Source organism: Streptomyces sp. NPDC001508 (genome assembly GCF_040298665.1).
Lineage (GTDB): Bacteria > Actinomycetota > Actinomycetes > Streptomycetales > Streptomycetaceae > Streptomyces.
In genome coordinates this window covers 299,013-321,447 of record NZ_JBEPAP010000001.1, presented here as the reverse complement: position 1 = coordinate 321,447, position 22,435 = coordinate 299,013, and the positions used below count along the sequence as shown (strand labels likewise).

The 22,435-nt window shown below is 70.3% G+C and carries 18 protein-coding genes and 1 pseudogene; 16 read left to right on the top strand and 3 right to left on the bottom strand.

What is annotated here, in order from left to right; translation table 11 throughout:
• Nucleotides 1-121 precede the first annotated feature (121 nt).
• Genes ABT245_RS01355 through dmpG form a run of 3 tightly spaced genes read left to right on the top strand, consistent with a single transcriptional unit; the run spans nt 122 to nt 2,909 of the window.
• Entirely contained in the window at nt 122-943 is an 822-nt protein-coding gene (locus tag ABT245_RS01355; protein ID WP_351727492.1) for a 2-keto-4-pentenoate hydratase, read from the top strand.
• Nucleotides 940-1,893 (top strand): acetaldehyde dehydrogenase (acetylating), encoded by a 954-nt coding sequence (locus tag ABT245_RS01350; protein ID WP_351727491.1) that lies wholly within the window; start codon nt 940-942, stop codon nt 1,891-1,893. The genes ABT245_RS01355 and ABT245_RS01350 overlap by 4 nt, the downstream gene beginning before the upstream one ends.
• Nucleotides 1,890-2,909 carry a 4-hydroxy-2-oxovalerate aldolase gene (gene dmpG / locus ABT245_RS01345; protein WP_351727489.1) on the top strand — a complete coding sequence of 340 codons (1,020 nt, stop codon included), beginning with the start codon at nt 1,890-1,892 and terminating at the stop codon, nt 2,907-2,909. The genes ABT245_RS01350 and dmpG overlap by 4 nt, the downstream gene beginning before the upstream one ends.
• On the opposite strand, the gene ABT245_RS01340 is transcribed toward dmpG, so the two are convergent.
• Nucleotides 2,863-3,225 (bottom strand): hypothetical protein, encoded by a 363-nt coding sequence (locus ABT245_RS01340; RefSeq protein ID WP_351727487.1) that lies wholly within the window; start codon nt 3,223-3,225, stop codon nt 2,863-2,865. The genes dmpG and ABT245_RS01340 overlap by 47 nt on opposite strands.
• 68 nt (nt 3,226-3,293) lie before the next feature.
• On the opposite strand from ABT245_RS01340, the pseudogene ABT245_RS01335 reads away from it, so the two are divergent.
• From ABT245_RS01335 to ABT245_RS01310, 6 genes and pseudogenes are all read left to right on the top strand, one after another.
• Nucleotides 3,294-3,485: pseudogene (locus tag ABT245_RS01335) on the top strand (sigma factor-like helix-turn-helix DNA-binding protein); the annotation flags it as partial.
• Nucleotides 3,486-3,652: 167 nt separating this feature from the next.
• Nucleotides 3,653-5,128, top strand: coding sequence for a PepSY-associated TM helix domain-containing protein (locus ABT245_RS01330; protein ID WP_351727486.1), 1,476 nt, complete (start codon nt 3,653-3,655; stop codon nt 5,126-5,128).
• Nucleotides 5,125-5,784, top strand: coding sequence for a DUF5134 domain-containing protein (locus ABT245_RS01325; protein ID WP_351727484.1), 660 nt, complete (start codon nt 5,125-5,127; stop codon nt 5,782-5,784). Before ABT245_RS01330 ends, ABT245_RS01325 begins: the two co-directional genes overlap by 4 nt.
• Before the next feature lie 374 nt (nt 5,785-6,158).
• A complete protein-coding gene (locus tag ABT245_RS45980) occupies nt 6,159-6,326 on the top strand; it encodes a hypothetical protein (RefSeq protein WP_502982048.1) in 168 nt (55 codons plus the stop codon).
• On the top strand, nt 6,326-8,605 hold the full coding sequence (locus ABT245_RS01315) for a heavy metal translocating P-type ATPase (RefSeq protein WP_351727481.1): 2,280 nt from the start codon (nt 6,326-6,328) through the stop codon (nt 8,603-8,605). Before ABT245_RS45980 ends, ABT245_RS01315 begins: the two co-directional genes overlap by 1 nt.
• A gap of 98 nt (nt 8,606-8,703) precedes the next feature.
• On the top strand, nt 8,704-9,216 hold the full coding sequence (locus ABT245_RS01310) for a copper chaperone PCu(A)C (protein ID WP_351727480.1): 513 nt from the start codon (nt 8,704-8,706) through the stop codon (nt 9,214-9,216).
• A gap of 61 nt (nt 9,217-9,277) precedes the next feature.
• Here ABT245_RS01310 and ABT245_RS01305 read toward each other — a convergent pair whose 3' ends face one another.
• Nucleotides 9,278-10,276: a zinc-dependent alcohol dehydrogenase gene (locus ABT245_RS01305; RefSeq protein ID WP_351727478.1), complete on the bottom strand. Its 999-nt coding sequence runs from the start codon at nt 10,274-10,276 to the stop codon at nt 9,278-9,280.
• A 658-nt stretch (nt 10,277-10,934) separates the two neighbouring features.
• Between ABT245_RS01305 and ABT245_RS01300 the strand changes: the two genes are divergently transcribed.
• From ABT245_RS01300 to ABT245_RS01275, 6 genes are all read left to right on the top strand, one after another.
• Nucleotides 10,935-11,747 (top strand): acetoacetate decarboxylase family protein, encoded by an 813-nt coding sequence (locus ABT245_RS01300; protein ID WP_351727476.1) that lies wholly within the window; start codon nt 10,935-10,937, stop codon nt 11,745-11,747.
• A gap of 100 nt (nt 11,748-11,847) precedes the next feature.
• Complete coding sequence (locus ABT245_RS01295; protein WP_351727475.1) at nt 11,848-12,564, top strand: GntR family transcriptional regulator; 717 nt, start codon at nt 11,848-11,850, stop codon at nt 12,562-12,564.
• Between the two features lie 159 nt (nt 12,565-12,723).
• Nucleotides 12,724-13,734: an Ldh family oxidoreductase gene (locus ABT245_RS01290; protein WP_351727473.1), complete on the top strand. Its 1,011-nt coding sequence runs from the start codon at nt 12,724-12,726 to the stop codon at nt 13,732-13,734.
• A 15-nt stretch (nt 13,735-13,749) separates the two neighbouring features.
• Nucleotides 13,750-15,045, top strand: a complete 1,296-nt coding sequence (locus ABT245_RS01285) for an iron-containing alcohol dehydrogenase (protein WP_351727472.1) — start codon at nt 13,750-13,752, stop codon at nt 15,043-15,045.
• A gap of 9 nt (nt 15,046-15,054) precedes the next feature.
• Nucleotides 15,055-16,503 (top strand): NAD-dependent succinate-semialdehyde dehydrogenase, encoded by a 1,449-nt coding sequence (locus ABT245_RS01280; RefSeq protein WP_351727471.1) that lies wholly within the window; start codon nt 15,055-15,057, stop codon nt 16,501-16,503.
• Between the two features lie 438 nt (nt 16,504-16,941).
• Entirely contained in the window at nt 16,942-17,622 is a 681-nt protein-coding gene (locus ABT245_RS01275) for a GntR family transcriptional regulator (RefSeq protein WP_351727469.1), read from the top strand.
• Between the two features lie 219 nt (nt 17,623-17,841).
• On the opposite strand, the gene ABT245_RS01270 is transcribed toward ABT245_RS01275, so the two are convergent.
• A complete protein-coding gene (locus ABT245_RS01270) occupies nt 17,842-19,185 on the bottom strand; it encodes an MFS transporter (RefSeq protein WP_351727467.1) in 1,344 nt (447 codons plus the stop codon).
• 451 nt (nt 19,186-19,636) lie between these two features.
• On the opposite strand from ABT245_RS01270, the gene ABT245_RS01265 reads away from it, so the two are divergent.
• Nucleotides 19,637-22,408 carry an FAD-binding and (Fe-S)-binding domain-containing protein gene (locus ABT245_RS01265; protein ID WP_351727465.1) on the top strand — a complete coding sequence of 924 codons (2,772 nt, stop codon included), beginning with the start codon at nt 19,637-19,639 and terminating at the stop codon, nt 22,406-22,408.
• The last annotated feature ends 27 nt before the right edge of the window (nt 22,409-22,435 follow it).

The window sequence follows — 22,435 nt, the reverse complement described above, 5'->3', positions numbered from 1 at the left end:
ACCGCGACCACCACCGTCCGGTGCCGCACACCCCCGCCCGTACGCCGCCCCCGGAGGTAACCAGCATGCCCGTCCCGCACCACCGCCGTACCGCTCCGCAAGGGCCGCAAGGGAGGGCGGCATGAGCGCCCACGACACGGCCGCCGCCGTGACGAAGGCGGCCGAGGCCCTGGACACGGCCGCCAGGACCGGCCTGGCCTGCCCTCCGGTGCGCTCGCTCCTCCCGGAAGGCGATATCGAGGCTGCCTACGCCGTGCAGCGGCTGTACGTCGAACGGGCCGCCGCGGCCGGCCGACGGCTCGTGGGCCGCAAGATCGGCCTGACATCGCCCGCCGTACAGGCCCAACTAGGCGTCGACCAGCCGGACTTCGGCGCCCTCTTCGCCGACATGGCGGTGCCCGAGGGGGCCCGCGTCGCACCCGGCCGACTGCTGCAGCCCAAGGTCGAGGCGGAGGTCGCCCTGGTGCTCGGCGCCGATCTGCCGCACCACGCCCCGACCGTCGCCGACCTGCTGCTGTCCACGGCGTTCGCCCTGCCCGCTCTGGAGATCGTCGACAGCCGCATCGCCGACTGGGACATCACCATCGTCGACACCGTGGCCGACAACGCCTCCAGCGGTCTGTTCGTCCTCGGCGGCACCCCCGTGCCACTGGACCGGGTCGATGTGCGCGCCGTACGGATGACCCTGACCAGGAACGGCGAGACCGTCTCACGGGGCGCCGGCGCCGACTGTCTGGGCAGCCCGCTCACCGCCGCGCTCTGGCTCGCCGCCACGCTCGCGCGGCTGGGCGACCCGCTGCGGGCCGGCGACATCGTCCTGACCGGAGCGCTCGGGCCCATGGCGGTCGCCGCCGAGGGCGACGAGTTCAGCGCGCACATCGAAGGTCTCGGCACGGTCGGGGTCGCGTTCGCGGCCGCCGCCGAGGAAGGAACCGGAGCATGACCACCAAGACCAAGGTCGCCGTCATCGGATCAGGCAACATCGGCACCGATCTCATGATCAAGATTCTGCGGCTGTCCGAAACACTGGAGATCGCCGCGCTGGCCGGCATCGACCCGGAGTCCGACGGACTCGCCCGGGCCCGCCGGTTGAAGGTCGCCACCACCCACGAGGGTGTGGACGGCCTGGTGCGGATGGCCGAGTTCGCCGACGTCCGCTACGTCTTCGACGCCACCTCCGCCGGCGCCCACCGCCGTCATGACGAGGTGCTGCGGTCCCTCGGGCGCACGGTCGTCGACCTGACGCCGGCCGCGCTCGGCCCCTATGTCGTGCCACCGGTCAACGGCGCCGCACACCTCGATGCGCCCAACGTCAACATGGTCACCTGCGGTGGCCAGGCCACCATCCCCGTGGTCGCCGCCGTCGCCGCGGTCACCCCCGTCCACTACGGCGAGATCGTCGCCTCGATCTCCTCGCGCTCGGCCGGCCCCGGCACCCGGGCCAACATCGACGAGTTCACCGAGACCACGTCCGCGGCCATCGAACGGGTCGGCGGCGCGGCCCGCGGCAAGGCCATCATCATCCTCAACCCGGCCGAACCACCGCTGATCATGCGGGACACCGTGCACTGCCTGGTGGGCGACTGCGACGACGCCGCGGTGACCGCATCGGTCGAGGACATGGTCGCCCGCGTCCAGACCTATGTCCCCGGCTACCGCCTCAAACAGAAGGTCCAGTTCGACCCCGTCCCCAGCGACGATCCGCTGCGTTCCCTGCTGCCGGCCGCCGCCCGGTCCGGGCCGGCCACCAAGGTTTCGGTGTTCCTCGAAGTGGCGGGCGCCGCCCACTATCTGCCCGCCTACGCGGGCAACCTCGACATCATGACCTCGGCCGCCCTGCGCACCGCTGAACGCATGGCCGCCCACCACACCACCGAGGCGGTGACCGCATGACTGCCACCCTGTACGTCCAGGACGTCACCCTGCGGGACGGCATGCACGCCGTCCGCCACCGCTACACCGTGGAACAGGCCCGTACGATCGCCGCCGCCCTGGACGCCGCCGGGGTCGCCGCGATCGAGATCGCCCACGGCGACGGCCTTTCCGGCTCCAGCATCACCTACGGCGTCGGGGCCCACACGGACTGGGAGTGGATCGAAGCCGTCACCGACGTCGTTCGGCACGCGGTGCCCACCACCCTGCTGCTGCCCGGCATCGGCACCGTGCACGACCTCAGGCAGGCACACGCCCTCGGCATCCGCTCGGTGCGCGTCGCCACCCACTGCACCGAGGCCGACATCGCAGCGCAGCACATCGCGGCCGCCCGCGAGTTGGGCATGGACGTCGCGGGCTTCCTGATGATGTCCCATATGGCCGAGCCCGCGGAACTCGCCCGTCAGGCCGCACTGATGGAGTCGTACGGCGCCCACTGCGTGTACGTCACCGACTCCGGTGGCCGGCTCACCATGGACGGTGTCCGAGACCGTCTGAGGGCCTACCGCGACGCCCTCGATCCCGCCACCGCACTCGGCATCCACGCCCACCACAATCTCGGTCTCGGCGTGGCCAATTCGGTGGTGGCGGTCGAGAACGGCGTCACCCGGGTCGACGCCTCGCTCGCCGGCCAGGGAGCGGGGGCGGGCAACTGCCCGCTCGAAGCGTTCGTCGCCGTCGCCGATCTCATGGGATGGAAGCACGGCTGCGCCCTGTTCCCGCTGATGGACACGGCCGACGACGTCGTACGTCCCTTGCAGGACCGCGAGGTCCGCGTGGACCGTGAGACGCTCACCCTCGGCTACGCGGGTGTGTACTCCAGCTTCCTGCGCCACGCCGAGGCTGCCGCGCGCCGCCATGGCCTGGACACCCGAAGCATCCTCGTGGAAGTCGGCCGCCGGGGTCTGGTCGGCGGCCAGGAGGACATGATCACTGACATCGCCCTCGACCTCGCGGCTGCGAACGCGACGGTCTGAACCATGGCTTTGGCGGTTGGTGGTCGGCGTGGGCGGCCCGGTGCGGGTCGTCCACGGCACGCCGGACGATGCGGTCGCGGGCGACGGGGGCCGCGTCGGTGCACAGGACGACGCGGAGGTCCGCGAGGACGCAGAGCGGTTCCGGGGTCGGCCGCCACAGCCGGTTCTCGTCCGGTTCGTGCTGGGTGATGCTCTGGAACCGGTCGCGCTCGGGGAACTTCAGTATGTCGATGAGGGACCGCTGGACTTCGTCGTCGGTGGTCCGGACATCCCGCGTCCCGCGGCCGCGGATCAGGTCGACGCGCACGAGAGGCACGGCCGAACCCCTTCGGGCGGGGGCAGGGCGCCGGGGGAAGACAGGTGCCGCGGTCGGCGAAACGCACTCTGCCCCGCGACCGGCGTGAGGCGTTCTGGCGCACGCAGGTGTGCGGACTGCCGTATGCCGAAGCCGCGGAAGTGGCCCGATGCCCGGTCGGCACCGTCCGCTCCCGGGTCCCCCCGGCCCGGCTGAGCCTGGCCGAGATGATGGCCGACGAGCCCGGCACCGCCCGCTGTTTCGAGGCGGCCGTGGCCTGACGGGCCGCCACACCGGGTCCGTGTGCCTTCGCGCGCGCGGACCCGGACCCCGGAGAGGTGACCCCGATCACACCGAATGCCGGGAACTCCCTCCAAGTCCGCTCCGACTCCTGTGCTGCGACCACCGAACAGGTCGACCACAGCATCCGGGGGAGAAGGAGTCGCAGATGCCTGAAAGCCCGATACCGCCGGACTCGAAGGCCGTGCCGGTGGCGCCGGCTGCCGTGAGTCCCGAAGCCGACCTGGACATACCGCCGTCGCCGCGGTCGACCGGCGAGTCGATTCCCGCACCCGCACCCGCCGCGCCGGGCCTGTGGCGCGGCCTGCGGCCCCTGCTGCTGCGTCTGCACTTCTACGCCGGCATCCTCATCGGCCCGTTCATCCTCGTCGCCGCCGTGACCGGACTCGCCTACACCGTCACGCCGCAGGTCGAGTCGATGCTGTACGAACACCAGCTGGAAGTGACCCCGCGGAGAACGGCCGAGCCGCTCGCCGGTCAGGTGGCCGCGGCAAAAAGAGCGGTGCCCGGCGGCACCCTGCTGTCGGTCACGAAGGGCGCCGGGCCCTCCGACTCCACCCGTGTCACCTTCAGCAAGGACGACCTTCCCGAGGGCTACACGCTCACCGCGTTCGTCGACCCGTACGACAACAAGGTGCTCGGGAAGCTGAAGACGTTCGGCCAGTGGCTGCCGGCCCGGGCGTGGCTCGACGATCTGCACCGCAATCTGCACCTCGGTGACTTCGGCCGCAACTACAGCGAGATCGCCGCGAGTTGGCTGTGGATCGAGGTGCTCGGGGGCCTCGCCCTGTGGGCCGGCACCGTGCGCAACCGTCAGCGCCTGCGCCACCTGCTGCTGCCGCGCGGCGGCGCCAAGAGCCGTAGACGCACGCTGTCCTGGCACGGCGCGGTCGGTGTGTGGGCCTGCGTCGGCCTGCTCGCCCTGTCCGCGACCGGTCTGACCTGGTCCGCCCACGCGGGCGCCAGTATCGGGAAGATCCAGGACGCCCTGGGCGGCAGCACCCCCGCGGTCACCACCACCCTGCCCGCCACCGACGAACCGGCCGCAGGCACCGGAGGAGAGAGGAAAGACGTCGGTATCGACGCGGTCGTCGCCGCTGCCCGCGACGCCGGCCTCGTCGGCGTACTCGTCATCACCCCGCCCGCCGACGTGGACTCCGCGTACACCGTGGAGGAGAACACCCGGAGCTGGCCCGAGCAGCAGGACTCCGTCGCGGTCGACCCGGCCACCGGCAAGGTGACGCAGAAGCTCGACTTCGACGACTTCCCGCTGCTCGCCAAGATGACCTCGTGGGGCGTCGACGCCCACATGGGGCTGCTGTTCGGCCTCGCCAACCAGATCGTCCTGGCGCTGCTCGCCATCGCGGTGATCGCGATGACGCTGTGGGGCTATCGCATGTGGTGGCTGCGCCGGCCGACCCGCGCGGAAGGTCTGGCCGTCGGACGCGCCCCGGCGCGCGGGGCGTGGCGCGGGGTGCCCGGCCGGGTTCTCGCGCCGATCATGCTGCTGGCCGCTGTTATCGGCTACTACGTGCCGTTCTTCGGTCTGCCGCTGCTCCTGTTCGTCCTGGTGGACGTGGCCGTGGGAGCGGTCCGACGACGCCGGGCGGGGGTGACCGCGTGATCGCGGCGACCGGACTGCGCTGGATTCTCACCCTGCTGTTCGCCGCACCCGTCGGCTACGGGGTGTGGCGGGCGATCCTGCCCGCAACGCGGGTCGCCGAACGGGTGGACCACGCGCTGCACGCGGCGATGGGTGTGCTGATGGCGGCGATGGCCTGGCCGTGGGGCATGGATCTGTCGGCCGAGCCCCAGGTCGTGCTGTTCTCGGCGGGCGCGCTGTGGTTCCTCGCCGCCGCCCCGTTCCGCGCCGGTGACGGCTCCCGGCGCGGGGCGCTGCTCGCCGTCTGGCCGCACGTTCTGATGATGGGGGCCATGGCGTGGATGGTCGCGGCGATGAACTCCTTGGGCGCGATGGCGGGCCACTCCGGCGGGGGCGGCATGCACGACATGCACATGGCCGATGCCTCGGGGCTCGCCGCCATGACCCTGACCGGTACGGGACCGAGACTGGTGGCGGGAGTGCTCGCCGCCGTCCTGGCCGGCATCGGCCTGGCCTGGCTGGCCCGTGCGCTCGACAGGGCGCGAGCCCTTGACCCGGCCTCCCGGCCGGCCCCGACAGCCACGACGCCGGGCGACAGCGTCGCCGGCGCCCTGGCGCCCGGCTGCCACGCGGCGATGGCACTGGGGATGGCGGTGATGTTCGTCCTGCTCGTGTAGGAAAGCTCGTGCAGGACAGAGCGTGCCATCGTGGGTGTGTGCGGCCGGACGCCTCGTCGTGCTTCGGCCGCGGGAAGCCGGGCGGGAACCGTTCCGATGCCGCAGACCACTCCTGGGGAAGGCACCCTGTCCGGCGCCCCGAATGCCCTACGGGCGCACCACGGGAGTGACGCAGGACACGTTTCTCGCGCGGAACTCAGCCGCCCGCCTTCCCGACTCCTGTACCGGTACGGCTCGGTCTCGCGGAAGCCGTACGACGTGAACGGGAGATACGACAGATGCCGCAGACTCGGCGACCCTCTTCCCGTCCGGCGGCTGCCCGGCTGCTCGGAGTTCTGCCACCCCCTGCGCTGTGCGGCTTTCTTCTGCTGCTGGTGCTGGTGTTCACCGTCTCCTACGCCGCCGGAACCGGCATGGGTCCCGTCGCGCCCGGTATGCACGGGACGGGCACGACCGGAGGCGGCTTTACGGATGGCCACGACGACGGCACGGACAAGGACGACATGGGCGATACGGACATGCATCACGGAAGCGGGCGCTGATGGCCACCGAACCGGCGACCGTGGAGGCCGTGACCGATCTCGCCGTGGGCGGCATGACGTGCGCGGCCTGTGTGAAACGCGTCGAGAAGAAGCTCGCCAAGCTCGACGGGGTCACCGCGAGCGTCAACCTGGCCACCGGCCGGGCCCGGGTGCACCATCCCCCGACCACCGGCGCGGACCAGCTCATCGCGGCGGTGGAACAGGCCGGTTACACCGCCGCGCTCCCCGAGCCGCCGCAGCGCACGGCGCGTGCGGACGGCGACGAGACGGACGACACCCGACAGGACCGCGAACGGCTGCTGATCACCGCACTGCTGGCGATGCCGGTGCTGGTCCTGTCGATGGTGCCCGGGTGGCAGTTCCGTAACTGGCAGTGGCTGTGCTTCGTCCTCACCGCACCCGTCGTCGCTTGGAGCGCCTGGCCCTTCCACCAGCGCGCGGCGCGCGGACTGCGGCACTCGGCGGCGACCATGGACACCCTGGTGTCCCTCGGTGTGATCGCCTCCTTCGCCTGGTCCTCCTACGCCCTCTTCCTCGGCGGCGCCGGTGATCCCGGTATGCGCATGCCGTTCAGCCTGCTGCCCACCGCCTCGGACGGTGTCGCTCACCTGTATCTGGAAGCCGCGGTCGGCGTACCGCTGTTCGTCCTGGCGGGCCGGTTCCTGGAGGCGCGCGCCCGGCGGGGGACCGGTGCCGCCCTGCGCTCACTGGCCCGGCTGGCCGCCAAGGAAGTGGCCGTACGCGACGGCTCGGGCGAGCACCTCGTCCCCATCGAGGAACTGACGATCAGTCAGATCTTCGTCGTACGCCCCGGCGAGCGCGTGGCCACCGACGGCACCGTGACGGAAGGCAGCTCGGCCGTCGACCTCTCCCTGGTCACCGGCGAGAGCGAACCGGCCGAGGTCGGCCCCGGATCGGCCGTGATCGGCGGCTCCGTCAACGCCGGCGGCCTGCTCCTGGTCCGCGCCACCGCGGTCGGCGCCGACACCCGACTCGCGCGCATCACACGCCTGGTGACCGAGGCGCAGGCCGGCAAGGCCCGGGCGCAGCGCCTCGCCGACAAGGTCGCCGGAGTGTTCGTACCGGTGGTCTTCACACTGGCCGTCACGGTGCTCGGCTTCTGGCTGGGCGCGGGTGCCGACCCGCAGGCCGCGGTCACCGCGTCCGTGGCCGTTCTGGTCGTGGCCTGCCCCTGCGCGCTAGGCCTCGCCACCCCCACCGCCCTCATGGCGGCGACCGGCCGGGGCGCCCAGCTGGGTGTCCTGGTCGGCGGAGCGCAGGCGCTGGAGGGACTCCAGCACATCGACGCCGTCGTACTCGACAAGACCGGCACCCTCACTTCGGGACATATGAGCGTCGCCCGGATCACCGCCGTACCGGGCGGCCTCGGCGAGAAGGAGGTGATCGGGCTGGCCGGCGCGGTCGAGCAGGGCTCGGAACACCCCTTGGGGCGCGCCATCACCGTGTACGCCCGCCGCATCGCCGCCCCGGACCCGCTTTCGGAGGTGACCGGCTTCACCGCCCTGCCGGGACGAGGCGTACGCGGGCATGTACAGGGGCGGCTGGTGGAAGTGCTGGCCCCGGACGACGAGTTGCCGGCGCCCCTCGCGGACACGGTGGCGCCTGCCGAGACGGCCGCTCACACACCGGTCATGGTCCGCGTCGACGGCACGGTGGAGGCCCTCATCGAGGTCGGCGACGTGCTGCGACCGGGCAGCTACCGGGCCGTGAACCGGCTCAAGCACCTCGGTGTACGACCGGTGCTGGCCACCGGCGACCGCGAGGCACCCGCCCGTGCGGTCGCCGCCGACCTCCGTATCGAGGAGGTGCACGCGCGCTGCACCCCCGAGGACAAGGCCGACCTCGTGCGGCAACTGGGTGAGGAGGGCTACCGGGTGGCGGTGGTCGGCGACGGCGTCAACGACGCGGCGGCCCTGGCCGGCGCGGACCTCGGTATCGCCATGGGCACCGGCACGGACGTCGCCATCGGCGCCGCCGATGTCACCCTCGTACGCGGCGACATCGAAGCCCTCGCCGACGCGGTCCGGCTCTCCCGCAGCACCCTGGCCACCATCCGCGCCAACCTGCTGTGGGCGTTCGGCTACAACGTCGTCACCGTTCCCCTGGCCATGGTCGGCCTGCTCAACCCGATGCTCGCCGCCGCCGCGATGTCCGTCAGCTCCCTGCTCGTCGTCGGCAACAGCCTGCGGCTGCGCGCCTGGCAGCCCTCCTCGACGGGACGACGGCCCACACCGGCGTTTGGCGGGGAGCAACGGTGACGCGGGCGTCCGCACGGCGCCGGCCCACCACCCCGGTCCCGTCGGAGCATCCCGGTCCCGTTCCCGCCCCACCCGACTCGGTCACGGAGCCCCGCCCGATGACATCCCACGCCTGGATTCCCACCCGCCGTCGCCTCGCGGACACCGTGCCGGCCGTCCTCGCGCCGGTCTGCGCCTGCGTCCTGGCCCTCGGCGGACTCGCGGTCTGGACGGCCACGGGCAACGCGGGCAGCCCCGCGGACATCGACGTCACCGAAGCACGGCTGTACCTTCCCGCCGAGGGCACCCCGGAGACGGCCGCGTTCTTCCGGATCACCAACACCGGAGGGTCCGACGACCGCCTGCTCTCGGTGTCCTCCCCGAGAGTCAGCGGGGACATCGCGCTCAGCCGGCACGAGATGACGACGGGCGGCGCGGCCTACCGGCAGACGGCGGACTCCCTGGCGGTCCCGGCGGGGGACACCCTCGACATGTCCCCGCTCACCAGCGATGTGACCGTCCCGGCCGACGGCGACTGGCGGACCGGGGACCTCGTCCCCTTCACCCTCCGCTTCGAGCACACGGGACGGGTCGGGGCACTCGCCGTGGTGGTACGCCCCGGTACGGAGTGAGCGACGCGGGACCCCGGATGGCTCGGTGTCCTGACCGACCGGGGCATCAGGCCCGGTGGCATCAGGCCGTGAAATCCAGGACCACCTTCAGGCGATCAGGGTGGACCGTATCGGCAAGCGCGAACGCCTCTTGTGTCTTGTGGACCGAGAACGTGTGGGAGACGAGAGCTTTGAGCAGTCCGGGGTGCTCCGTCGCATAGCGGATCGCCTCGCGCAGCGCTCCGCTGTGGTCTCGGACGTTGCCCGACATCAACGTCAGCGACTGCCGGAACATGCGGTCCATCGGCAGCGGATAGACGTCGTCGTCGGGAACCCCGAAGTAGAAGAGGGTGCCTCCCGGCCGGAGTGCGTGCAGGCAGTGCGTCAACGTGCCCACCTGATGTCCGACCGCCTCGATCACCAGATCGGGGCGGTCCTCCGGCTCGAGGTTCATGCTCCACAACTGCGCCGAGGTCATGACGGTGCGGTTCATACCGAATGTCTCGGCCACGGCGGTACGGTCCACGGGGTCGACGCCCACGACCTCGGACGCACCGGTGGACCGCAGCACGTGACCGAACAGCAGGCCGATAGGGCCAAGGCCGATGACCGCGGTCCTCGCACCCGCCACTCGCGGGATGCGGCGCGTGATGTCGAGGACACAGGCGAGGGGCTGGAGTGCCACGGCGATCGTGGGTTCCATGCCGTCGGGCACCTTGACCACGCTCGTGGCCGCCGTGACAACCCGTTCGGCGAGACCGTCGCTGTCGGTCACCCACCCGACGACGACATCGCCGGGTGTGTGCTCACCCCCGGGACATTCGAGAACCTCGCCGACTATCTCGTGAAGAGAGAAGCCGGGCACCTCGCTGCGCCTGGCGATGTCGGCGTCGTGGTGGTGCGAGACCTGCCCGCGGTAGTACGCCATGTCACTGCCGCAGATTCCTCCGGACAGGGGCCGAAGCAGCACCTCACCCGGAGCGACATTCTGCGGGGTGGGCGCGTCCAGGCGCCGCAGATGGCCGGGGCGTTCGATCGAGTAGGTCCACATGAACGACGAAGCTAGCAGGGAAACGGTCAACCGTAAACCGTTCACTGAAGAACGACGCCGTCGCGGAGTCCCCGCCCTGGAAGCCGAGGTGCCGTGCAGGCCGGCTCCATCACCCGGGGGTTGTCCGATCCGCGGCAGCGCCGCCGGTCGTGTCCCGCCGGGTGGTGTAAGCGATCATGCGCCTCGCCCTCCGGAACCTGGCTCGCGAGGATCTCTCCGTTGGGCTCGGCACGCGAAGCGGCCCGGTCAGGCGCCGGGAGCGCCCCGGTCGTTCGAAGTTCCCGCTGTGGCCAGCGAGTTCTGGTCCCTTGATCGGCTACACCACTCGGCGGGACGCCATCGCGCCGCCGATCGCCGACCTGGTCATCGCGCCGCGAATCTCGTTCGGGCGAGGAAATCCGATCGGATCGTTGCCAGGATCCGATCGGATCGGCTACGGTCCTCGTACTTTGCCCGAACGAGCAGCGACGGCCCCGAGTGGACTGAGCGTGTTCGTACTCCCACGGCTGACTCAGCGGCGCTGCGCTGTCCTGCGAGCGTCAAACGGCGGAAGCAATCCCCGAGTACCCGAGGTCGCGGGCCGGCCGATGGCGATGCGCGGGAGTTGTTCGCCGTACCGAATGACGACTTGATTCGCTGCCCTCCTGACACACGTTGGGCATCGAACGACCTCTAGGAGGAGTCCATCATGGCCGAGCCGATCGGCTTTCTTTTCCCACGTTCGCCTCAGGGGCGTGCGAGCCTCATTTCCGAGCCGCCCTGGTACTACTCCAGCACCGCGGCGACCGTGGAGTACCGCACCAACCCCGACAATGTGCGTGCGGTGCTGCCCGAGCAGCTGGCACTGGACGAGGACGACCCGGGTCTTGTCGCGATGGTCTTCTCCGACGTCCAGTCCTGTTCGGAGGGGGGAGAGGAACTCCTCGACCCGGTCCTGTCCCAGTACGGCGAAGTCTTTCTGGCCGTGAAGGCGCGGTATCGCGGCGTGCTCTACACCCGGATCGTCTACATCTGGGTGACCCGTGATTTCTCCCTCGGTCGCGGCATCCACATGGGGTATCCGAAGAAGATCGGCTCGGTCCACATGACCCGGCCGCATCCCTACGGACCGGCGCCGCGAGTGGCGCCGGGTGGCCGCTTCGGCGCAAGCCTGGCTGTTGCCGACCGGCGACTGGCCGAGGCGCGATTCACCTTGCGCGAGCAGGTCGACCGCGGCCCGTCGGTGACGAGCCGGCCGTTGCTGCACAGCCGCTTGCTCAGGTCCATCGAGCCGGGCGGGCCGGACAGCCTCGACGAACTCGTCGCGCACAGCGAGGTCGAGCTGGAGAGCGGCCGGCCGTGGGCTGCCGACGGTGACCTGCGTCTGTTCGAGTCGCCGGGGGAGGAGCTTGCCACGCTGTCGGTGGACGAGATCGTGGGCGCCTATTATCAGCAGGCCGCCGGCCGGTGGGACGGCGGGACCCTGCTCAGCTCCCGGCTGAGCGACGAGGACCCGGCGTGACCGTGATGGCAACGAACTCTCCCCTGTCTCGGCTCTGACGTGCGAGCGCACCTCGGTGCGCGACCGCGCGCTGCCAACGTCTGAATGAGATGACTGCGATATGGGCTCCTCTGGCGAAGATGCGTTGAAGGTTCGGTCGCTGCTGTCCGGGCGGGCTTCGGTGCCGTCGTCGGCGGGGCCCGGGGGAATGGCCGTCGCCGCGTACGAGGCCATTTATGCGCGGTTGTTGTCTCGGGAGATCGCGCCGGGGCAGCGTATTTCGGTGGACAGGCTGGTGCGTGAGCTTTCGATGTCACAGACTCCGGTGCGCCAGGCGTTGTCCACTTTGGAGGCCGACGGGCTGGTGACGTCGACACATCTGACGGGTTATCGTGCCGCCGAACTGCTCACTCGTGAGGAGTTCGACCAGCTTTTCGAGGTACGTCTGCTGTTGGAGCCGGCCGCGGCCGCGGCGGCGGCCCAGCACCGCACCGAGGCCGAACTGACGGCCATGCGTGAACTCCAGGCCGAGATGCGTGCGGAGGCCAGTCGCGAGGGAACACTGCCGTACAGCATCTTCGCCCAGCGCGACGGGCAGTTGCATGAGCTGATCGCGTCGGCCGGGCGGAATCAGTTCCTGCATGATTCGGTGGCGCGGCTGCATTCCCATGTTCATCTGTTCCGCCTGTACTTCGACGGCGCGGTGACCGAACAGGCGCTTGATGAGCATGCTGCCGTCGTCGACGGCATCGCGGCAGCCGATGACAGGGCCGCGCGGAAACACATGAAGGACCATTTGACCCGGTCGCGGCGCCGGCTACGGAAAGCGTTCGAGTGAGCCGGCCGGCGGGACATCGCACGATGGGGCGGGCCCGCCGCGGCCGGCCGCCTGGTGGAAAGTGAGGAAGCACCATGATCGGAGCGGGTGATCGCAGGACGGCCTTGGCCGGCACTGCGGTTTCGGCGGCCGTGGTGACTGTTGCAGCGGAGCGGCTCCATGTGCGCTGAAGTGGTACGGGTCGCCGTCGAGGACGCGATGCGGGTCGCCGTCGATGCGTTGATCAAGGCGGGTGTTCCCGCTGAGAACGCCCGTCTGCAGGCCGACCTGCTCGTCGACGCGGAGGCCAGGGGGTTGCCGTCCCATGGTCTCTTGCGCCTGCCGCGGGTGCTCGAACGGATCGGAAACCGGGTCACCGACCCGGTGACCAGCGGACGGATCACCTGGCGTGGACAGGCGCTGGCGTCGGTGGACGGCCAGAACGGTCTCGGCCCGGTGGTGGGAGCCCACGCTCTGGACGTGATCTCGCAGCGGTGCGCGGACGGTGCGGGTGTGGCGGCGGCTGCCGTGCACTCCTGCAACCACCTGGGCATGCTGGCCTGGTACGTCCGCAGAATCGCCGACCGCGGCCAGGTGTGTATCGCGCTGACCACGAGCGAGGCGCTCATGCACCCCTACGGGGGACGGATCGCGATGGTCGGCTCGAACCCGGTCGCCATCGGCGTGCCCGCGCGGCCGCGGCCGCTGGTGTTCGACATGGCGACCTCGCTGGTGTCGATGGGCAAGATCCACGACCACGCCAACCGGGGTGCTCGGCTGGAGCCGGGCTGGGCGCTGGACGAGGACGGTGAGGACACCGTCGACGCCGAGCGGGCCAAGCGCGGATCGATCGCCCCCTTCGGTGGTGCGAAGGGCTATGGCCTGGGGCTGGCGTTCGAGGTGCTGGTCACCGCGCTCACCGGGGCGGCGCTGGGACGTGAGGTGGCCGGCACGCTCGACTCGGTCCACCCGTCCAACAAGGGCGATGTGTTCATCGTGGCCGAGGCCGGTTTCGGGGACGCGGTGTCGGAGTACCTGGCTGCCGTGCGCGCATCTGCACCGGTCGATCCCGCGAGCCCCGTCCGGGTTCCCGGGGATTCCTCGGAGGCCCGCCGCCTGCGTGCCGTGACCGATGGCATCGAGCTTCCCGCCGGGCTGTGGGACGAGATCAGCACCCTGCCCCGGCTTTGACAAGAAAGGCATTCCATGAGCTTCACCGCGACCACCGACACACCGGGAGGCGCGGGTGTCGGCACCGTCGCGCCCGCGGCCTCGTTCGGAGTGCTGCGTCTGCCGCGCACCGTGTTGTTCGGTGCCGGCCAGCGCGGGGCGCTGGGCCGTGTTGCCGCTGGGTACGGACGCGATGCGCTGGTGTGCACGGACGCCCGTCTCGGGGCGTCGCCCGAACTCGCCGAACTGACCGCCTGCCTCACCGCCGCGGGTGTGCGCGTCCATGTCTTCGACCGGACCGAACCCGAGCTGCCGGTGTCGGGCATCGTCGACTGTGTCGCCGGCCTGGCGCGCACGCCCGTGGACTCGGTGATCGGGCTGGGCGGCGGCAGTTGCATCGACATGGCGAAAGTCGTGGCGTTGCTGCTGTCCCACGGCGGCCGGCCGTCCGACTACTACGGTGAGAACGCCGTCCCGGGACCCGTGCTGCCGGTCATCGCGGTACCGACGACCGCGGGCACGGGTTCGGAGGCGACACCGGTGGCGGTCATCGCCGACCCGAACCGGGCGATGAAGGTCGGCATTTCGAGCCCGCACCTGGTGCCACAGGCCGCCATCTGCGATCCCGAGCTGACCTACTCCTGCCCGGCGTCGCTCACCGCCGCATCCGGTATCGATGCGGTCGTGCACCTGGTCGAGTCCTACACCGCGGTGGGCCGCACCCCGACCGCGGAGCTGGGCAACGAACGGGTCTTCGTCGGGAAATCGATGTTCAGCGACGCCGCCGCGCTGGAAGGGCTGTCGCTGATGGGGCGAAGCCTGCTGACCGCCCAGCGGGAGCCGTCGAACGCCGAGGCGCGCCACGACGTGATGCTCGCGTCCTTTCTCGGCGGTGTGGCGCTGGGCACCGGCGGGACCTCGGCGGCACACGCCCTGCAGTATCCGATCGGCGCGGCCACGCACACCCCACACGGCTTCGGCGTCGGTGCGCTGCTGCCCTATGCGACCCGCTACAACCTGCCCGTTCGGGTCGGTGAATTCGCCGCCATCGCCGACGCACTCGGCGTCGCCTCCGGCGCCGACCCATGGACCGATGCCGTAGCGGCGATCGAGGCGCTGGATGCCCTCGTCGACGGGCTCGCCGTGCCGACCATCGCCGAACTCGGTGTGCGGGAGGCGGACCTGCCGATGATCGCCGAGCAGGGGCTGCTGGCCAAGCGGCTGGTCGAGAACAACCCCCGCCCGCTCGATCATGCCGCCCTGCTCACCATCATGACCCACGCCTTCCGTGGCGACCGCACGCTGCCCGAGCCCGGTCCCCACCAGAAGTAGGAGAACTCCGTGACCACCACCGAAACCCGCTACGCCAACGACCTGTTCATCGGCGGTCGTTGGCTGCCCGGCAGCAGGGCCGACCGCATCGACGTGATCAACCCCTCCGACGACACGGTGATCACCACCGTCGCCGATGCCTCTCCCGAGGACGCCACCACCGCCGTCGACGCCGCCGCGGGCGCACTGCGGGCCTGGTCAGCGACGCCGCCCCGACAGCGCGCCGAAATCCTGCGCCGTGCCTACGAGTTGATGACCGAGCGGACGGAGGATCTCGCCTTCCTGATCTCGCTGGAGAACGGCAAGTCGCTGGCCGATGCCCGTGGCGAGGTCGGTTACGCGGCCGAGTTCTTCCGCTGGTACTCCGAGGAAGCGGTCCGGATCCTCGGCGAGGTGTCGCTGGCCCCCTCCGGCGCGAACCGGATCATGGTGCAGCACCAGCCGATCGGTGTGTGCCTGCTGGTGACACCGTGGAACTTCCCCGCGGCCATGGCCACCCGCAAGATCGCCCCGGCCCTGGCCGCCGGGTGCACCACCGTGCTCAAACCGGCCACCGCGACCCCGCTGACCGCCTATGCGATCGCGGAGATCCTGGTCGAGGCCGGTGTACCCGCAGGCGTCGTCAATGTTGTGACGACGAGCAGCACCTCCACGGTGATCAACCAGCTGCTGCACGATCCGCGGGTGCGGAAACTGTCCTTCACCGGGTCCACGGAGGTCGGGCGGCTGCTGCTGCGCCAGGCCGCCGACCAGGTACTCAAGTGCTCCATGGAACTCGGCGGCAACGCGCCGTTCATCGTGCTCGCCGACGCCGACCTGGACAAGGCGCTGGACGGCGTCATGGTGGCCAAGATGCGCAACGGCGGGCAGGCCTGCACCGCGGCCAACCGCATCTACGTGCACGCTTCACTGCACGACCGGTTCGCCACAATGATCGCCGAACGCTTCGCCCGCCTGTCAGTGGGCCCTGGCACCGACGAGCAGACCCAGTGCGGCCCGCTCGTGGACCGGCCGAGCGTCGACAAGGTCACCGAACTCGTCACCGACGCACGCGAGCGCGGAGCACAGGTGCTGACCGGCGGCTCCGCTCCCGAACGCACCGGTTCCTACTACCTGCCCACGGTCCTCGCCGACGTACGGCCCGACTCCCGACTGGTCAGCGAAGAGATCTTCGGACCGGTCGCGGCCCTCATCCCGTTCCAGGACACCAGCGAAGCGATCGCGGCCGCCAACGACACCGAATACGGGCTCAGCGCCTACGTCTACAGCGCCGACCTCGCCAACGGACTGCGAGTCGCCGAGCAACTCGAAAGCGGCATGGTCGCGGTCAACCGCGGGCTGGTCTCCGACCCGGCCGCACCCTTCGGCGGCGTCAAACAATCCGGCCTGGGCCGCGAGGGCGCCCACCACGGCATGCTGGAATTCACCGAGACCAAATACATCGCAGTCGACTGGTGACACCAGGCACCTACTGACCGCACAGGAAGCCCGGACGAGTGTCCGGCCGGCCTGTGCGGTCAGCGTCGTTTCACGGCGGCCGATCCGTCCGCCGTACGCAGTGACCCCATCAGCCGGGCCAAGTCATGCTGGGCGAAGGCCATCGCGTCACCTCTCGACGAGCCTGTGGACTCGGAGAGTCGCGCGATGGCCGTCCCATGTCCAGGGTGACGTGAATCGCTGCCGCACCACCCGGCGGGACACCGTCGCGTCACATGGGACCCCGCCGTGCTGCTCACCCTCGCGGACCGGCTGGAAGCCGCCCGCGAGGACATCGCCGGCCTGGACGCCGATGCTCACCGATACACGCCCAACGGTTATCCGTCAACCGTTAGCCGGTTGCAATGAGCGTTGCGCTGCGGCAGACTGGCCGCCTGACCACACGCTGAAGGAGGCCATGTGAGCGTGGCAGGACGGGTCACTCGGTCGGCGGCGCTCGGCGAGCAGGTTGCGACGGCGCTGCGGTCCGACATTCTCACCGGTGCCTTGGCGCCGGGTGAGCAGCTGGTCGAAGCGTTGATCGCGGACTCGTTCGGCGTCAGTCGCGGCCCCGTCCGGGACGCCTTGCGCACGCTCGCCGCGGAGGGCCTGGTCGCTCCCGTCGGCCGGAGTTTTCGGGTCGTGGGCCTGGACGAGCAGGATCTGAGGGATCTCTTCCAGCTGCGTGCGCTGCTGGAGGTCGCGGCGGCCCAGCAAGCGGCGGTCCTGGATCTGGAAGGGTTCCAGAAAGCCGCGGAATCGGCGCTTGAGGACATGCGGCGCGCTGAAAAGGCCGGGGATCCCACCGCCTTCGCGCAGGCCGATGTCGCGTTCCATTCCGCGTTTTTCACGTCCTGCGGCAATCGGCGCCTGCTCGCCGTATGGGAGCAGCAGGTGCCGACGTTCACGGAGCTGTTCCGGCTGACGAACGCACTGGAGGAGTCGCTGTCCTCTTCGGTCGACTACCACCGCGCGATGCTCGACATCATGCGGCAGGGCGATCCCGAGGCGATCGCAGCAGAGGTACGAAAAGTGATCACGGGCGGCGTGGAGCCCATCATCAGCGCCCAACGCCGGATCCTCAGCGCCCGCGAGGACTGAATCCCCGGTCGGGCCCGCCTGGCATGACCGGACCGCGGTGGCCCCCGGCATCCGCGTGAACGACCGAGCGGGAATGCCGTCGGCCGTGCCGATCGCGGGATCCCCGTGATCGGCACGGCCGACGGCACATATCACCGTGCGTGCTGTCCTTCGTACAACGTCACCGGCGGAACCGGTCGCTCGGCCGATGGACGGCCGCTGCCCGGTGGGCCACCCCTGTCACCCGGGGATCTGGCTGAGTTCGGCGACCGATGCCTCGGAACCCGGCTGCACCCTTGGTGTACGCCAGACCAGAAGCAGTACGACCGTCACCACGAGCGGGATGATCGAGAGAATCATTCCCTGGGTCGGGCCCTTGTCGGCGCTCAAACCTACGACGTAGGGGCCGACGAACCCCCCGAGGTTGCCGATCGAGTTCACCACGGCGATACCGACCGCGGCCTGCGTGCGGGAGATGCTCATGGAAGCCATCGTGAAGAAGGCCGGGCCCCACGCGTACACCCCGACCGATGTGAGACAGATACCGAACATGGCCGGCACGGACTGATCCTTGTACAGCACTACGATCACCAGCCCGAGGATGGTGAGCAGGACAGGACCAAGGATGTACATACGTTGTTCCTTGGCCCGTGCCCCGGCACGTGCGAGCACGACCGTGAACACACCGGCGGCCACGAACGGCAGGGCCGCCGCGAGCCCGATGTTGGTGTCGGAATACTCCGGGTTGATCTGCTTGATGATCAGAGGGAGGAAGAAGCTGAACCCGTAGTCACCGGTCTGGACCATGAAGAAGATCGCGGCGAGGTGCAGAACCCGCCGCTCACGCAGCGCGGCGAGCTGAGCCCGGATGCCGTGATTCGGGGGCGGCCCCTGCTCGGCGTCCAAAGTGGCGGTCAACCAGCGCTTCTGGTCGTCGTCCAGCCACTTGACCCGAGCCGGGGACTCGGGCAGCTTGAACAGGGTCACCAGGCCGACCACGAACGTGGCCGCGCCGGGAAGGAAGAACACCCAGCGCCAGCTGGACAGGCCGAACCAATGGACGTGTTCGAGGATCAGGCCCCCGACGGACCCGCCGAGGATGTAGGCGACGGGCTGGGCGAGGATCAGCCACCCCAGCGCGACCGACCGGCGGTTCTCCGGAAACCAGCTCACCAGGTAGAGGATGATCCCGGGGAAGAACCCGGCCTCGGCCACACCCAGCAGGAACCGCAGCACCAGCAGTGCGTTCAAGCTGTGCACGAAGACCATGGCCGCCGAGATAAGACCCCACGTGATCATGATCCGGCCGAGCCAGACACGTGATCCGAAGCGGCGGAGCATCAGATTGCTCGGCACTTCGCATATGAAATAGGCGATGAAGAAGATCCCGGCGGCCACCCCGTACGCGGCCGCGGAGATGCCGAGTTCGGTACCCATACCGAGTTGGGCGTAGCCGACATCGATCCGGTCCAGATAGGCCATCACATAGCCGACGACGACCAACGGCATGACCCGACGGCTGATCGTCGCGAGCGTGGCGCGTTCCCGTTCGGGAGATAGCTCGTGTCCTGTGCTCGCGGTCATCGGTCGCTCCCTCGTGTCGGCGAGGCAGTGCGCTCGTGCGGGCTGAAGGCATGATGGCCAAATGCTTCATCGAAGCTGTTCCGGCGGATCATCGGGCGATCCTTTCGCTGTTTGAGGTGATCAACGTTGATCAGCGTCACCAAGCAGGTGGCAAGCATGCACCTCGGGCGAAATTCAGTCAACGGTTAACCGCTTGCGGTTTTCTGTACCCCTGTGATGCACTGGCCCCGGCGCCCACCCCACATGGATGACTTTGCGAACGCGGACCAAACGTGCCCGGCGAGGAGACGTCGTCGCACCGGCTGTCCCGCGTGTGGCACGACAGCCGAGCGAACGAAACCGTCATCGGTTGCCGGGTGGGACCGCAGCCTTTTCCGGAAGAAGCCTCCGTCGCGGTCGCAGCCGCACATGCGCGCGGCGAAGGCCGGCTCTGTCCTCGAAGGAGTGTCGCATGAGCGATGCAGTGACCGCCGATCTGCGTGCCGCGGTGCGGGGGGCCGTCGAGACCGACGCGAGGCGCCGCGGTGAGTACTCCACGGACGCCTCCAACTACCGGGTCGTGCCCGAGGTCGTGGTGACTCCGCTGGACACCGCGGACGTGCTCGGCGCCCTGGAGGTCTCGCGGCGGCACGGGCTGCCCGTCACCTGCCGTGGCGGCGGGACATCGGTGGCGGGCAACGCGATCGGGCCGGGGCTGGTGCTCGACTTCTCGCGGCACCTGAACCGGATCGTGGACCTCGACCCGGTGGCGCGGACCGCGGTGGTGCAGCCGGGCGTGGTACTGGCCGATCTGCAGCGCGCCGCGGCGCCGCACGGGCTGCGGTTCGGGCCCGACCCGTCCACACACGCCCGCGCGACGCTCGGCGGGATGATCGGCAACAACGCCTGTGGACCGCACGCCGTCGCCTACGGCCGCACGGCCGACAACGTGCGCGAACTCCGTGTCGTAGACGGCACCGGCCGGCAGTTCGGCACCGCAGACCCCGTACCAGGGCTCGACGCCCTCGTAGACGCGCACCTGTCGGTGCTGCGCACCGAGCTGGGCCGCTTCGGCCGGCAGGTGTCCGGTTACTCCCTCGAGCATCTGCTGCCGGAGCACGGCCGGTCCCTGGCCCGCGCACTGGTCGGATCCGAGGGCACGCTGGCGGTCACCCTCGAAGCGACCGTCGACCTGGTCCCCGTCGCCCCCGCCCGGCTGCTGGTCGTGCTGGGCTACCCCGACATGCCGGCCGCGGGCGACGCCGTGCCGTCGCTGCTCCCGCACCGGCCGCTGGCGATCGAGGGCCTGGACGCGCGGCTGGTCGACCTGGTGCGCAGCCATCGCGGCGGGGTGCCGGACCTGCCGGCCGGTGCCGGCTGGCTGATGATCGAGGTGGGCGGCGAGACCGAAAGCGAAGCCCGCCGCAACGCCGACCGCATTGTCGCCGACGCCGGCGCGCTCGACCATGTCCTGCTGCCGTCGGGACCCGCCGCGGTCGCGATGTGGCGCATCCGCGAGGACGGCGCGGGACTCGCCGGCCGCACCCCGTCAGGACAGCAGGCGTGGCCTGGCTGGGAGGACGCGGCCGTGCCGCCCGACCGGCTCGGCGCCTACCTGCGGGACTTCGACACGCTGCTCGGCGAATACGGCGTCGAGGGCCTTCCCTACGGCCACTTCGGCGACGGCTGCGTCCACGTCCGGATCGGTCTGCCGCTGGAGAAGGACGCGTCGGTGTTCCGTGCGTTCATGACCGAGGCCGCACAGCTCGTCGTGTCCTACGGCGGCTCGTTCTCCGGTGAGCACGGCGACGGCCGCGCCCGCGGCGAACTCCTGCCCCTGATGTACTCGGCCGAGACGATCTCCCTGTTCAGCGCGGTGAAGGAGCTGTTCGACCCGGACGACCTGCTCAACCCCGGCGTGCTCGTCCGGCCGCGGCCGTTCGACGCCGATCTCCGCCGCCCGCGCGCCCGGTCGCTGCCGCTGGCCGACGGGTTCTCCTTCTCCCACGACGAGGGCGACTTCACCAAGGCCGTGCACCGCTGTGTCGGGGTCGGGAAATGCCGTGCGGACAACCGGTCCGCGGGCGGTTTCATGTGCCCGTCGTTCCTCGCCACGCGCGACGAGAAGGACAGCACCCGTGGCCGGGCCCGGGTGCTGCAAGAGGTGGCCAACGGCTCGCTCATCCGTGACTTCGACGCGCCGGAAGTCCACGAATCCCTCGATCTGTGTTTGTCCTGCAAGGCGTGCAGCCACGACTGCCCGGCCGGGGTCGACCTCGCCCAGTACAAATCCGAAGCGCTGCACCGCACGTACCGCCGCCGTGTCCGCCCGATCTCGCACTACACACTCGGCCGGCTGCCCGACTGGCTCCGCCTGCTGCACCGCGTGCCAGGGCTCGGCGTCCTCGTCAACGCCATGATGTCCTTCCGCCCGCTGGAAAAAGCCCTGCTCGCACTGGCCGGTGTGGACACCCGCCGCCGAACGCCCCGCTTCGCCCGCACCCCGTTCACGCGGACCCGGCGCCACGCGCATGTCCACGCCGAGGGGCCGGAGGTCCTGCTGTGGGCCGACTCCTTCTCCGAAGGCCTCGACCCGGAGGTCGCGACCGCCGTCGCGGCCGTACTCACCGACGCCGGGTACCGCGTCACCACGCCGAAGCACCGGCCGTGCTGCGGACTCACCTGGATCACCACCGGCCAGCTCGATGCGGCCCGTGCCAAGCTCCGCGACCTTGTGCACACCCTGCTGCCCTACGCGCAGGCCGGCATCCCGATCGTCGGCGTCGAACCGTCGTGCACCGCTGTGCTGCGTTCCGATCTGCTCGACCTGTTCCCCGACGACCCGGACGCGAAAGCCGTCGCCGGCGCGGCCACCACGCTCGCCGAGCTGCTGCGGAAGACCGACGGCTGGCAGGCCCCCGACCTGTCCGGCACGACCGTGGTGGCGCAGCCGCACTGCCACCACCACTCCGTCCTGGGCTATGAAGCCGACCGCGCTCTGCTCGAAGCCACCGGCGCCACGGTCGAGACGCTCGCCGGCTGCTGCGGCCTCGCCGGGAACTTCGGCATGGAACGCGGCCACTACGAGGTGTCCGTCGCCGTCGCGGAAAACGCGCTCCTGCCCGCGCTGCGCGAACACCCCGATGCCGTCCTGCTCGCCGACGGTTTCTCCTGCCGCACCCAGGCCGACCAGCTGGCCGGCGTGCGAGGCATGCACCTGGCGCAGCTGCTCCGCACACGCTGAAGACACAGTCGCCGGTCACTGAGACCT

What these genes read in the sequence shown, in the direction of transcription:
- ABT245_RS01355 (WP_351727492.1), top strand. Translation starts at nt 122, where the DNA reads ATGAGCGCCCACGACACGGCCGCCGCCGTGACGAAGGCGGCCGAGGCC.
- ABT245_RS01350 (WP_351727491.1), top strand. Translation starts at nt 940, where the DNA reads ATGACCACCAAGACCAAGGTCGCCGTCATCGGATCAGGCAACATCGGC.
- dmpG (WP_351727489.1), top strand. Translation starts at nt 1,890, where the DNA reads ATGACTGCCACCCTGTACGTCCAGGACGTCACCCTGCGGGACGGCATG.
- ABT245_RS01330 (WP_351727486.1), top strand. Translation starts at nt 3,653, where the DNA reads ATGCCTGAAAGCCCGATACCGCCGGACTCGAAGGCCGTGCCGGTGGCG.
- ABT245_RS01315 (WP_351727481.1), top strand. Translation starts at nt 6,326, where the DNA reads ATGGCCACCGAACCGGCGACCGTGGAGGCCGTGACCGATCTCGCCGTG.
- ABT245_RS01310 (WP_351727480.1), top strand. Translation starts at nt 8,704, where the DNA reads ATGACATCCCACGCCTGGATTCCCACCCGCCGTCGCCTCGCGGACACC.
- ABT245_RS01300 (WP_351727476.1), top strand. Translation starts at nt 10,935, where the DNA reads ATGGCCGAGCCGATCGGCTTTCTTTTCCCACGTTCGCCTCAGGGGCGT.
- ABT245_RS01295 (WP_351727475.1), top strand. Translation starts at nt 11,848, where the DNA reads ATGGGCTCCTCTGGCGAAGATGCGTTGAAGGTTCGGTCGCTGCTGTCC.
- ABT245_RS01290 (WP_351727473.1), top strand. Translation starts at nt 12,724, where the DNA reads ATGTGCGCTGAAGTGGTACGGGTCGCCGTCGAGGACGCGATGCGGGTC.
- ABT245_RS01285 (WP_351727472.1), top strand. Translation starts at nt 13,750, where the DNA reads ATGAGCTTCACCGCGACCACCGACACACCGGGAGGCGCGGGTGTCGGC.
- ABT245_RS01270 (WP_351727467.1), bottom strand. Translation starts at nt 19,185, where the DNA reads ATGACCGCGAGCACAGGACACGAGCTATCTCCCGAACGGGAACGCGCC.
- ABT245_RS01265 (WP_351727465.1), top strand. Translation starts at nt 19,637, where the DNA reads ATGAGCGATGCAGTGACCGCCGATCTGCGTGCCGCGGTGCGGGGGGCC.